General features: G+C 63.9%; 11 protein-coding genes and 1 tRNA gene. 9 read left to right on the top strand and 3 right to left on the bottom strand.

Annotated elements, in window-relative coordinates; translation table 11 throughout:
* Positions 1 to 3: 3 nt before the first annotated feature.
* Positions 4 to 2,445 carry a hybrid sensor histidine kinase/response regulator gene (locus C1D09_RS27470; RefSeq protein WP_143977198.1) on the bottom strand — a complete coding sequence of 814 codons (2,442 nt, stop codon included), beginning with the start codon at positions 2,443 to 2,445 and terminating at the stop codon, positions 4 to 6.
* A gap of 217 nt (positions 2,446 to 2,662) precedes the next feature.
* On the opposite strand from C1D09_RS27470, the gene C1D09_RS27475 reads away from it, so the two are divergent.
* The 3 genes from C1D09_RS27475 to C1D09_RS27485 all read left to right on the top strand — a co-directional run bounded on the left by C1D09_RS27475 (position 2,663) and on the right by C1D09_RS27485 (position 5,671).
* Positions 2,663 to 2,735 (top strand) — tRNA-Cys (locus tag C1D09_RS27475).
* Positions 2,736 to 3,087: 352 nt separating this feature from the next.
* On the top strand, positions 3,088 to 3,783 hold the full coding sequence (locus C1D09_RS27480; protein ID WP_143977199.1) for an outer membrane protein: 696 nt from the start codon (positions 3,088 to 3,090) through the stop codon (positions 3,781 to 3,783).
* A gap of 208 nt (positions 3,784 to 3,991) precedes the next feature.
* Positions 3,992 to 5,671, top strand: a complete 1,680-nt coding sequence (locus tag C1D09_RS27485; protein WP_143977200.1) for a tetratricopeptide repeat protein — start codon at positions 3,992 to 3,994, stop codon at positions 5,669 to 5,671.
* A gap of 628 nt (positions 5,672 to 6,299) precedes the next feature.
* On the opposite strand, the gene C1D09_RS27495 is transcribed toward C1D09_RS27485, so the two are convergent.
* Together C1D09_RS27495 and C1D09_RS33915 are read right to left on the bottom strand one after the other, a co-directional pair.
* Positions 6,300 to 6,959 carry a YciC family protein gene (locus C1D09_RS27495; protein WP_246135895.1) on the bottom strand — a complete coding sequence of 220 codons (660 nt, stop codon included), beginning with the start codon at positions 6,957 to 6,959 and terminating at the stop codon, positions 6,300 to 6,302.
* A 278-nt stretch (positions 6,960 to 7,237) separates the two neighbouring features.
* Positions 7,238 to 7,705, bottom strand: coding sequence for a hypothetical protein (locus C1D09_RS33915; RefSeq protein ID WP_246135896.1), 468 nt, complete (start codon positions 7,703 to 7,705; stop codon positions 7,238 to 7,240).
* Positions 7,706 to 7,707: 2 nt separating this feature from the next.
* On the opposite strand from C1D09_RS33915, the gene C1D09_RS33920 reads away from it, so the two are divergent.
* From C1D09_RS33920 to C1D09_RS27525, 6 genes are all read left to right on the top strand, one after another.
* A complete protein-coding gene (locus C1D09_RS33920; protein ID WP_246135897.1) occupies positions 7,708 to 7,854 on the top strand; it encodes a DUF4129 domain-containing protein in 147 nt (48 codons plus the stop codon).
* Positions 7,851 to 9,065 (top strand): DUF4350 domain-containing protein, encoded by a 1,215-nt coding sequence (locus tag C1D09_RS27505; protein ID WP_143977202.1) that lies wholly within the window; start codon positions 7,851 to 7,853, stop codon positions 9,063 to 9,065. Before C1D09_RS33920 ends, C1D09_RS27505 begins: the two co-directional genes overlap by 4 nt.
* A complete protein-coding gene (locus C1D09_RS27510) occupies positions 9,052 to 10,008 on the top strand; it encodes an AAA family ATPase (protein ID WP_143977203.1) in 957 nt (318 codons plus the stop codon). Before C1D09_RS27505 ends, C1D09_RS27510 begins: the two co-directional genes overlap by 14 nt.
* Positions 10,005 to 11,309 carry a DUF58 domain-containing protein gene (locus tag C1D09_RS27515; protein WP_143977204.1) on the top strand — a complete coding sequence of 435 codons (1,305 nt, stop codon included), beginning with the start codon at positions 10,005 to 10,007 and terminating at the stop codon, positions 11,307 to 11,309. The genes C1D09_RS27510 and C1D09_RS27515 overlap by 4 nt, the downstream gene beginning before the upstream one ends.
* Positions 11,306 to 12,325: a stage II sporulation protein M gene (locus tag C1D09_RS27520; protein ID WP_143977205.1), complete on the top strand. Its 1,020-nt coding sequence runs from the start codon at positions 11,306 to 11,308 to the stop codon at positions 12,323 to 12,325. Before C1D09_RS27515 ends, C1D09_RS27520 begins: the two co-directional genes overlap by 4 nt.
* On the top strand, positions 12,312 to 12,598 hold a 287-nt coding region (locus C1D09_RS27525), incomplete at its 3' end, for an RDD family protein (protein ID WP_484177375.1). The genes C1D09_RS27520 and C1D09_RS27525, both read left to right, overlap by 14 nt.

A 12,598-nucleotide genomic window follows, 5' to 3' on the forward strand; every position in this document is an offset into this window, starting at 1 on the left:
ATGTCACTCCTTGGCACGGGCCGCGGGTTTCACGTCGATGCGGGACGAAGCCAACATACCTCTCACCAGCTTGGCGACATCGATCTCCGATGCCCTGGTCTTGGTCATGATCGCCTGCACCCGATCGCCGAGTTTCTGGTCCAGCTCCGCCGCCGAAAACACGATGACCCCGGTCTCGAGCGGCAGATCGGCGAGGAGATCAAGCCCCGACCCGTCGGGAAGCGCGATGTCCAGGATGACCAGGTCGAAGCGATGATGCGCGACCGCCTGCTGGGCATCCTTCAGGGTCTTTGCCGATGTGATCGAAACACCCGAGCCCAGTCCCTCCGACATCACGGCAAGCACGCCTTCGTCGTCCTCCACATGCAAGATCTTCGGCTTCTGTTCGTCGTCGCTGGCGACAATCTTGGCCAGAGCGGCGCGAAGGCGGCGCGGATCCACCGGCTTCTCCAGCCAGTCGACGATGCCGACGGCGGTGCCGTTCAGCGAACGCTTGGCCTCGTCGGCGACGGCGGAAATGACGATGACCGAAATGCCGGAATTCAGCGGCGACGCCCTGATGTCATGAAAGAGCTTGATACCGGATTCCCCTGCCAATCTGATGTCGAGCGTCAGAGCCACATAGTCACGGGAACGCAACAGCGCCTTCGCCGTGGCGATGTCAGGGGCGACGTCGCTGGAAAACCCTTCCGCGTCGAGAAGTGCCGCGATCACCACCGCGACGTCCGTTTCGTCCTCGCAGATGAGAACCCGCAGGCGGCCATCAACCTCGCGCGACGGGCGGACAGGCAAATCGGACTCCGCCTCCCGCCCGTGCACCTCGGGGAGATCGACGTGGAACGAGGTTCCCTTGCCCTCCTCGGTTTCGAAGGAAACGGCGCCGCCCAGCTTTTCCATGATGGTCTTGACGATGCTCAAGCCCAGGCCCGTGCCGCCTTTCCTGCGGGTGCTGGACGCGTCAGCCTGTTCGAACTTGCCGAATATGCGGTTGCGGAAAGCTTCAGGGATGCCTGCCCCCTGATCGATCACGGAGATGCGCAGCATGTCGCGATCGCGACGCAGGAGCCTTACCATAACGGTGCCGTCGGCCTCGGAGAACTTGATCGCATTCGACAGCAGGTTGGCCATGACCTGATGGAGGCGATCCGGGTCGATATTGGCCTGGGCGCGCGGAGCATCATCGACCAGGACGATGCGGATCCGGCTGTCGGCCATGTAGTTTGAGCTGGCGGCAATGGCCTGCTCGAGAACCGGGCGGACCGCCATCTGTTTGATCTTGAAGGCGATCACGCCCGACTCGATCTTCTCCATGTCGAGGATGTCGTTGATGAGAAGAACCAGCCTTTCGCTGTTGTTGTGAGCGATGTTGACGAGGTTGGCGGCCTTGGGTGGAAGTTCGCCCGCCACGCCGGCCGCGATCAGGCCGAGCGAGCCGCGGATGGATGTCAGCGGGGTGCGCAGTTCGTGGCTCACGGTCGAGATGAAATCGTTCTTGAGCTGGGCATTCCGCTTTTGCTCGGTGATGTCGCGATTGTAGGTGATGACACCGGTGATCTTGCCGGCCTCATCACGGAACGGCGCTTTCAACGTGTAGAGCCAGCCCTGCCTGCCGTCCGGGAAGACGGCCGGTTGGTCGATGCGCAGCGTCTGGCCTGCCTGCAGCGCGCCCATCTCATCCTGCCGGAAACCCTCGGCGACCTCCTTGGGATAGAAATCGAAATCGGTCTTGCCGATAAGCTGCTCGACCGAAGTGGCGCGCATCATTTCAGCGGTGGCGGGATTGGCGGCGATGAAACGACCGTCGACATCCTTGATGTTCAGACAATCCGGCAGCTCGCGGACCATCGCACGGTAGATCATGTTGGACATTGCGAGATCGCGCTGGCGCAGCTGCCGGTGGAGCAGGACGCCGATGATGACGGTGCTGAGGAAACGGAAGACGAGCGAAGGGAGCGTGCTCTGCTGCACGAGATCGGCGACGACTTGTGGGGGAATGACCAGAAGCGTGAGCAGCCCGGCGAAAGCCACCGACACGCCGAGGCCGAATATGTCGAAGATGGTGCGCGACCGGGCCGCTACAATGTGGTGCCAGGCAATACCGACGATCGCGGTGATGAGGATGCCGACGATGCCGATGCCCGCGCCCTGCCCGCCCAGGTGGATGCGATAGGCAATGGAGCCGGCCGTGGCGATGACCATTGCCGGCCATCCGCCGAAGAACGCGGCGGCAGCAATGAAGGCGGCGCGCAGGTCGACGACGAAGCCGGAGACGGACAGGGCCGTCGCCATGGAAATGATCGCGCCAAAGCACATGACCACCCCGAGAACCAGCGACTGGATGCGCTGTGGAAGGCGCCCGGTGAAGTCCGCCACAAGATCCCAGGCGACGACGAGGATGGAGACCAGGGCAAGATTGGCAAGGAGTGAGTGCCAGATCTCAGTCATGACTTTCCGGCTCCTTTCTTTCCGATAGATACCGGCTAAACCTATCCGATATCTAAAGACGCCGGCCCGGTCGCTGCCACCGGGTGGCAGCAGCTTGGTTGCCGCGCCTCCTGAGCATCAAGTCATGTCTGAGCCGCCGTTTCCTTCGGCCGCGTCGCAAGCAAGGCGCCTACGGCAAGGTTGATCAGAGTTGATGGAGTGGCCGCAAGACCAGCATGGTCTGAGGCGTGACGGTGACGCAGCGGTCTGCAAAACCGACGTAGTGGGTTCAATTCCCATTCAGACCTCCATTTTCAAAAGCCGTCCACCCTGACATAGGCCGGGCGGCATTCTTGTCAGAAACCCCAGCGCTAGAGTCGTAAACATCGGCAGTGGCACCATGGCGTTTGCAATGCCTGGAGCCACCCATTGATGGCCAAGGAATCCAGCCGCGGCTGACTCACCGTGGCAACGCGGCTCCTCGGCGAACTCGGAAATCGGGGCGACAATCGTTGGAAGCAGGCCAAACGGCCCTCCGAAACGCCCTTTAGTTGCGCCGTCGCAACATGCTTGGGGAAAGTGTGCGCTTCAACCATGCAATTGCAGGGGGATTCCTGTGATACCGATATATAAGGTGATACTGATATAAAGCTCGGGTCAGGCATGCGGGGAGAGGCTATGAAATACGTTTTGGCAGCAGCAATTTTGGGCGCGACTCTCACCTCGGCCATGGCGGCCGATGTTGTGAACGAGCTTCCCGTGGCTTCCACCTACGATTGGACAGGCGCCTATATCGGCGGCCAGATCGGTTACGGTTGGGGCAAGGACCGTATCCAGGACGAGAACATCGTCAGCGGCGATTCAGATTATTCGGATAGCTTCAGGCTCCGTGGGGTCACCGGCGGTGTTTTTGCCGGCTACAATATGCAATGGGGCAACATTGTCGGCGGCGTCGAAGGCGATATCGAGGCCTCCGGAATTGTCGGCCACAACCCGGACTGGCCGTTCGGAACCGACGACAATACCCATATCGACGCCCAGGGCTCGTTGCGCGGGCGCTTGGGTTATGCGTTCGACAACTGGCTGCCCTATGTCACCGGCGGTTTGGCGCTGGGAGACATTCACACGAAGTTCGAAGACGGGCCGGCAACGGATTCCAAGTCGACAATCAAGGCCGGCTGGACGGTCGGCGCGGGCCTCGCCTATGCTTTCAACAAGAACTGGGTCGGCCAGGCGGAATATCGCTACACCGATTTCGGCAAGGTTACGACTGCAACCGATAACGCCGACCCGGGTTGGGAAGAGCACGAACACCTCAAGACCAACGAGGTTCGCATCGGGATCGCCTATAAATTCTGATTTGCAGGTCGCGTTCCGAGGCTAGAGAGGTCTTGCTGCGGCATTCCATTGCCGGCGCGTGCCGTGTATATGGTGCCATTCGGCCGATGCCAGCCTGTGGGTGAAATAGCCAAATCGCGCGACGATTCGGATCGGGCCGAGGGTTGGAGGCAGTGAGCACAGCGACTGCGCTTGCCTGACGAAGGCGGTGAGTCAGACGAGCCGGGAAATGGACCACTTCAACCTTGGCACGTATCGCCGTCCCATCTCCACCCGCTCGACCGAGACCCAGCGCTGGTTCGATATCGGGCTCAATTGGTGCTACGGCTTCAACCACGAGGAAGGCATCAAGTGCTTTGAGAAGGCGCTCGAGACCGATCCCGGCTGCGCGATGGTGCATTGGGGCATCGCCTACGCCGCCGGGCCTTTCTACAATCTGACCTGGAAGGAACATGGCGAGGCCGAGGCCAACAGCGCGACCAGGCGCTGCTTCCAGCATGTCCGGCTGGCGCGTGCTCATGCGGGCGGCGCCAGCGAGATCGAACGGCGATTGATCGAGGCGCTGGCCTCTCGCTTCCAGAAGCCGCACGCGGTCAGCCCGCAGGAATTCGAACGATGGGATGATGCCTATGCCGCAGCGATGCGGCGGGTCTATGAAAAGTTTCCCGACGACCACGATGTGATGGCGCTGCTGGTCGAGGCGCTGATGATGCGCACGGTGCGGCGGCTGTGGGACCTCAAGACCGGTGAGCCGGCGCCGAATTCCGACGTGCTTGAAGCCCTGAAGGTTTGCGAGCGGTCGATCGGGCTTGCCGACGAGGCAGGCGCGGCACAACACCCGGCGATCCTGCATCTGCACATCCATCTCCTGGAAATGTCCACGATGCCGGAGCGCGGCCTCCGCTCGGCCGACCGGCTCGGCGAAATGTGCCCCGATGCTGGGCACATGAACCACATGCCGGGGCATATCTACGTGCTATGCGGCGACTACGAGAAAGCGAGGATCGCCAGCGAAAAGGCGGTCCGCGCCAATGACCTCTATCTCGCCTATGCGGACGAGCCGACCTATTACCTGCTCGGCTGCTGCCACGATCTGCACCTGATGATGTTCACCTGCATGTTCCTTGGCCAGTATCGGCCGGCGCTGTGGGCTGCCGACAAGGTGCGCGCACTGGTGACGCGAGACGTGGTCGCCATCCTGGACCGGCCCAAGCTGACGCAAACGGTTGAAGGCTATCATGCGATGAAATCGCACGTGCAGGTACGCTTCGGCCGTTGGCAAGAGATCATCGACGAACCGCCGGTCGAAGGGCCCGGCCTCTATGTGCTGACAGCGGCCATGCAGCACTACGCCAAGGGTGTCGCCCATGCGGCTCTGAGGCAATTCACGGAAGCCGAGCGCGAGCGCGACCGGTTCCACCGGCATTTGGAGACCATTCCGACCGAACGGCGTTTCCTCAGCAACCCGACCCGTGCCTCGCTCGCCGTCGGGGCCGCCTTGCTCGACGGCGAGCTTGCCTACCATCAGGGCCGGCACGAAAGGGCCTACGCCCATTTGCGCCAGGCGGTCGAGCTGGATGACAACCTCTCCTACACCGAGCCATGGGCGTGGATGCACCCTCCCCGCCATGCACTGGCGGCCTTGCTTCTCGACCAGGGTCACATGCAAGAGGCCGAGCAGGTCTATCGTGACGATCTCGGCATCAGCGGCAAGGTGCAGCGCTGCGCCCAGCACCCGGACAATGTCTGGGCGCTGCATGGGCTTGTCGAATGTTTGAGACGGCGTGGCGAGAGCGAGGAGCTGCCGGCCCTGCAGGCAAGGCTCGCCGCGGCGCTGGCCAGGGCGGACGTGGAGATCAGCTCGTCATGCCTGTGCCGGACGAGCGTACCGCGCGGTTGCTGTCACTGAGATTCCGAGGATGTTTCTTCCGAACCCGATCTTCAGGCTATGGAAGCCCGAGCCGCCACGGCAAGGACCGGACCTTTCAGGATTTACGGATCAGGCGAGGGAAACGGCCGATCAGGCCAGGCTCAAGGAACGGCTCTCCTCAATTAGCGCGGAGCAGTCGATCTCATCATGAAATTGGGCGCATGCATCAGGCGCAAGCCAGGAAGCGTAAGACCGAAGCCGTTTGAGCCTGGCTGTTTTCTCGAGCCGCGCCAGGCGCTCATCTTCGGCTGGTTGGGTACGACGCGGCCTTTTGTTCCTCTCGGCAGGATCATACATATCGACTCTCCTCGGTCGGAGCCAATAAAGAGGCCGCTCAATGAGGGAGTTTGCCCACTCACCGGAAGATGGACCTGTTGCTCCGGCGGTCCGCTCTCCACCTGGGCTCGATGCCACCACAGGCGCGGACGAAAGTCGCCATCCATTTTGATGACGCTGCCGCGAATTGCTGTCGGACGCGGCAGACCTGTCCTCATGCCCTCGTCGCCCCTTCTCCAGTTCGTCCTGTCTGTGCCGGACGAGCGTGCGATCCGACCGTAGCCGCCGTCGTTGAACTGGGCTGTTGCCCCCTTGCGAATGGCGCCGCCCGCTACGAGAATATCCGCGCCAGTTCGTCGATGCTTGCGCCTTCCTTGGCCTGGCGCAGCTCGACATAGCTGACCGCGGCGGCGATCGACAGCACCATGGAGACCACGGTCTGCACCAGCGCCGCGCCCAGCTGCGCCAGAATCCCGCCAAACAGAAAGAAAACCAGCAATACCCCCCACTGGATGATCATCGCGATGATCATCAATATGAGAAACAAGCCAAACAGCGACCAGCGGTTGCCCTTAGTCAGGGCACGGCTGCGCGACATCGAGCCGAAAACGCCCCGCCGCTCCTGAATCAGGACCGGTACCGACATCGACCATCCGAGCCACAGGATGATGCCGGGCACGATCAGGGCCAGCATGGCAAGGACCGAGCCAAAGGCGACGAGGAAGCCAATCGCCAGCGTCGGCAGCAGGAAGCGGATCGCAATCGGAATACAGTCGCCGAAGGAGGGCCGCCTGCCGTTCAGGTCCTCGATCGTCGCCCGGACCAGTGACGACTGCAGCAGCATGGTGAAAACGAAGGAAGCCAGCCCGGCGACAAGGCTGAGGTAGGAACTGCGGAACATCGCATGGGGATCCGCCATCGCGCCCGGATCGCCATGCAACATCGCGTCGACCTGCGGCTGGGTCCACAACCGGACCAGCAGCGTCGGCACGCCGGCGAACAGAGCGGCAAGGCCAAGGCAAAGCCCGATATTGCGGCCGATAACGGCAAAAGTGTTGTTGAACACCCTGCCGATCTCGAATCGGCCGGGTTGTACCAATGTCGCAGTGGTCATCATATCCCCCGAGCAGCCGCAACATCCAAACAACCCGCCTCGAAAGTAAATCTGCCAAGATTAAAAGGCTTCGTCCAGTGGACTTGCAATTGTCGAGGCGTGTTGCCAGTGTCGGCACCGAACCGCAGGGGCAGAGGGGCGAGCGGGTGACAGTCCTACAGCCGCAGGACGCCGAATGGCTGGCAAAGATACACAAGCAGTTGCTTGCGGACGATTCCATCCAGTTTGACCTGCCGACGCTGGTGCAGCCCGAGCCGCCGGAATGGCTGCGGCCTTTTCTGGAAGCATTGGCGAAGATCGGCCCTTACATGATCTACCTGTTCTGGGGCGCGGTGATCGTCGGCGTCGCGGTCATCGCGGTTCTCGTGGCCCTCGAAGCCAAGGGCGTGGCATGGCGCCCGCCTTGGCGGCGCGCGCGCAAGCAGGCAGAGGCGGAAGAGACATGGCACCCGGATGCCGGTGCGGCGCAGATCCTGCTGTCCGAGGCCGACGCGCTCGCGGCTCGCGGCGACTACGACGAGGCGGTGCATCTTCTGCTTCGCCGCAGCGTCGCCGACATTGCCGGGCGGCTGCCCGACTTTCTGCGCCCGTCGCTGACCTCGCGCGACATCGCCGCGCCACATCGTTGCCGGCGCGGGCACGCGGCGCCTTCAGCGAGATCGCGCGCATCGTCGAGGCAGCGCTGTTTGCCCGCCGGCCGGTCGGAGCCGAAGGCTGGCAGCAGGCGCGCGGCGCCTATGAACGCTTTGTCTTCAGGGATGCCTGGACATGAGCGCGCCAGCGGTCGAGGCCGCGCAGGAACCGTTCAGACGCAAAACCCTATTCTGGGGCATTTTTGCCAGCTTGCTGGCCGCGGCGGGATTTTTCCTGCTGTCGACCTACGCGCCGGACTTCCGCCAGCCGGAAGGCGGCGGCACGCCGCTCTCCAAGGGCGGCTCCGGCTATGCCGGGCTCGTCGAATGGCTGAAACTCACCAATGGACAGGCGCCACCCATGGCGCGCAGCGAGGAAGCGTTCAGTTCAGACGTGGCGTCCGAATTCCTGCTGATTGTCACCATAGCGCCAAACAGCGACCCGGCCGCGCTGGCAAGAATCATCAAGCTTCGCTCGGGCAAGGCCACGCTGTTCGTGCTGCCCAAATGGGTCACCTTGCCACTGCAGGACCATGAAGGCTGGGAAATGAAGCTTGAACGGCTGCCCGACACGGTCGTCAATGACTGGCTCGGGCGCATCACCAAGGCCAAGCTGGGCGAAGGCAAGAGTCCGGTCGGGCAGATCGACGTCGCAGGCCGCATGGTCACGACGCCGGAAGACCTGCAATGGGTCGCCGACAATCACCCCTTGATCGCTGCGGGCAATGGCAAGGCCGTTCTCACCGAGCTCGACGAAGAGCCGTTCTACGTCCTGACCGACCCCGATCTGATCAACAACGCCGCGCTGAAGGATCCGCAAAAGGCGGCGGCGGCACTTGACATCATCGCCATGCTGGAGCCGGCCAAGGGCCCGGTGATGTTCGACCTGACGCTGCATGGCGTCGGGCGGAAATACGATCTTGCCAAGCTTTTGGTCGAGCCGCCCTTCCTGGCGCTGACGCTGTCGGTGCTGGCGGCGGCGGCCCTTGCTTTCCTGCATGGGCTCGGCCGGTTCGGACCGCCGCGCACCGAGGCCCGGGCGATTGCCTTCGGCAAGCGGGCGCTGGTCGACAGCACGGCGATGCTCCTGAAGCGCGCCGGGCGGCTCGGCGCGCTCGGCGATCGGTATGCGGCGCTGATGCGTGCGCGTGCCGGCGCATTGCTCGGCGCGCCGCAAGGCCTGCCCGGCGAGGCGCTCGACCGCTGGCTCGATTCCCGCGACCGAAGCGAAACGCAAGGCTTCGGCCGTCGCTTCAAGGCGGCGGCTGAAGCTCGGAATCTGGTGCAAATGCATGAAGCAGCGGAAGCGCTGCATGACTGGACGACAAGGAGGCTCGGTGAACGTCGATGATGTGAAAGCCCTGGCGACCGCGATCAGGGAAGAAGTTGCGAAAGCGATCACCGGGCAGCGCGACACGGTCGATCTGATGCTGACGGCATTGTTCGCCGGCGGCCACATATTGCTAGAAGGCCCGCCGGGAACCGCCAAGACCATGACCGCGCGATGCTTCGCGCAAGCGCTTGGCGTCGCCTATGGCCGCATCCAGTTCACGCCCGACCTGATGCCTGGCGATATCGTCGGCTCCAACATCTACAATTTCCAAAGCGGGCAGTTCACGCTGACGCGCGGGCCAATCTTCTGCGACCTTCTGCTTGCCGATGAGATCAACCGCACGCCGCCGAAGACGCAGGCCGCCCTTCTGGAGGCCATGCAGGAACATGCCGTCACCTTCGACGGCACCACGCATGCGCTCAGCCAGAACTTCATGGTGGTGGCGACGCAGAACCCGATCGAGCATCAGGGTGTCTACCCCCTGCCCGAGGCACAGCTCGACCGCTTCCTGTTCAAGCACCGGGTGAGCTATCCGGATTTCAAGGAGGAACGGGCCATCATCGTGCACCACGGCGGCGGCACCGCCTCGCACGATATTGCGCAATACGGCATCAAGGCGCAGACGGATCGCAAGACGCTGGAAGCAGCCCTTGCCACGGTCGGTGACGTGACGCTGGTCGACGATGTCGTCGGCTATATCGCGGCTCTGGTGCGCCGCACGCGCGAAAGCCCGGACCTCGAGGTTGGCGCCAGCCCACGGGCGGGCGCCATGCTGGCGCGCGCGGCACGCGCCAGGGCGGCTCTCGACGGCCGCGCCTATGTCATTCCCGACGACGTCAAGGCGCTCGCCATACCAGCGCTGCGCCACCGCGTCATCCTGTCGCCCGCGGCGCAGATCGATGGGCGGCTGGTCGAGCAGATCGTTTCCGACCTCGTCGACCAGACGGAGGCGCCGCGTTGATCTACCCGACCGGCAGAGCGGTGTGGGCAGCGGCGGCGGGAGCGATCCCCGCCTTCCTCATCGCGCTCGCGCTGCCGCATGTCTGGTATCTGGGCCTGCTGTGGATCTGCGCGCTGCTTGCATTTCTCGCGGTCGACGCAGCGGCCGGGCGTGGGCGCGCCTCGCTCAGTGCCAGTCTCTCGGCGCCGGGGCAGGTCGGCGTCGGCGGGCGCTTTACCGTGCATGTCGCGGCCAGGCTCGGCCAGCGGGCGCGCATGTTGCAAGCGCGTGTCGGCCACGATCGGCGTGTGGAGCCGGTCAGTCGCACAGGCGGCGCGTTACCGGCGAACGGCGGCACGCTTGACCTCGAATTCACGGCGCGCAGGCGCGGCATTGCCAATTTCGACCGGCTCTGGCTGCGCTGGAACGGCCCGTTCGGGCTGACCTGGAACCAGGTCGTCCTGCCGATGGACCGCAAGGTGGCGGTGCTGCCCGACGTCAGCAGCGCGCGCGACGAGGCCATCACCTTGCTGCAACGCTCCGCGCTCGCCGACGGTCACGCACAGAGGCGGGCCGGCCAGGGCCGCGAGTTCGAGGCGCTGAAGGACTATCAGCCGGGCATGGGCCGGCGGATGATCGATTGGAAGCGCAGCGCCCGCCACGGCAAGCTTCTGGCGCGAGAGTTCAGGGTCGAGGAGAACAACAACATCGTGCTGGCGATCGACAGCGGCCGGCTGATGTGCGAGCCGGTCGACGGCGTGCCGAAAGTTGACCGGGCGGTAACGGCAGCACTTCTGTCGGCCTTCATTGCGCTCAAGGGCGGCGACCTTGTCAGCCTGTTCTCCTTCGATGCCACGCCTCGCGTCTCGAGCGGCGCGGTGCGCGGCTCGCCGAGTTTCACGATGATCCAGAAGCGCGCGGCCGAGATCGACTATTCCAGCGCGGAGACCAATTTCACGCTCGCGCTGACGACATTGGCGGCCAAGCTCGACCGTCGCTCGCTGGTCATCGTCTTCACCGATTTCGTCGATCCGATCAGCGCGGAACTGATGCTGCGCACCGTCGGCCGGCTGGCCGAGCGGCATCTGGTGCTGTTCGTGCTGATGAAGGATGTTGAACTGGAGACGCTGGCCGACATGCAGCCCACGAAACCCGAGGATGTGGCCCGCGCGGTCATCGCGGGCGGCCTGCTTCGGGAGCGGCAAGTGGTGATCGGGCGGCTGCGGCTGCTCGGCGCGCATGTGATCGAGGCCGACCATCAGCGGCTTGGTCCGGCGCTGGTCGAGCGTTATATCCAGATCAAGGAGGAGAACCTCCTATGACGCTGCCCGCCGGCACCGATGCCGTACGCCAGTCGCTGGCAAGCTTCCGCCAGGAGCGCGAGGCCGACTGGAAGGCGTTCGAGGCGCTGCTTTCGCGCGTCGAAAAACGCGCGCCGCGCACGCTTTCGGAAGACGAGTTGCTGTCGCTGCCCCTGCTCTACCGTTCGGCTCTGTCCTCGCTCTCGGTGGCCCGCGCGACGTCGCTCGACAGCGCGTTGATCGCCTATCTGGAGGCGCTCAGCCTGCGCGGCTATTTCTATCTCTATGGCACGCGACGAAGTCTGAGGCAGCGCGTCGGCGATTTCTTCCTGCGTGACTGGCCGGCGGCGATCCGCGACCTGTGGCGTGAGACCTGGGTGTCGGTCGGACTGACGGTGATCGGCGCCATTGCCGGCTACTGGCTGGTCGCCTCCGACAAACGCTGGTACGACGCCATCATCGCGCCCAGCCTTGCCGGCGGGCGCAACCCGGATTCGTCTGCCGAAGTCCTGCGCAGCGTGCTCTATGATGGCGGCAGCAGCCACTTCCTGTCCGGATTTGCCGCCTATCTGTTCACCCACAACACGCAGGTGGCGATCCTGGCCTTTGCTCTCGGCTTCGCCTTCGCGGTGCCGAGCGTGCTGATCATCCTGATGAACGGATGTATGCTGGGCGCGCTGTTCCAGGTCTATGCGGCCAATGGGTTGGGCTTGGAGCTCGGCGGCTGGCTGTCGATCCACGGCACGACCGAACTGTTCGCCATTGCGTTGGCGGGCGCGGCCGGCATGCGCATCGGCACGCGCATCGCCTTTCCCGGCGAACTGACCCGGATGGCCGCCGCCGCCCAGGCCGGGCGAGTGGCGGCGACCGTGATGGTCGGCGTGATGATGATGCTTCTGTCTGCCGGCCTGCTAGAAGGCATCGGCCGCCAGACAATCACCAGCGATGCGGCGCGCTACGCCATTGGCGGCGGCATGCTGGTCTTCTGGATCGCCTATTTCTACCTGTTCCGGCTGGTGCGGCATGGCAACGGCTAGGAACCCTGCCGAGCTGACAAGGCCGCTGATCACGCCGGAAGGTGTCGACCTCAGGATCAAGCTGGCGGACGCCGGTACGCGGGCTTCGGCCTTCCTGCTCGATGTGGTGATCATCGTCGCGGCCGCTATTGCGGTCACCCTCGTCGTCATCTTCGGCCTCGGCGGCCTTGGCGTGAAGGAGGCGGAGCCGCTCTTCATCGTCTGGATCATCTTCATCTTCCTGCTGCGCAACGTCTATTTCATCGCCTTCGAGGCGGGGCGGCGGGCCGCGAC

Source organism: Mesorhizobium intechi, from assembly GCF_002879535.1.
Taxonomy (GTDB): Bacteria; Pseudomonadota; Alphaproteobacteria; order Rhizobiales; family Rhizobiaceae; genus Mesorhizobium; species Mesorhizobium intechi.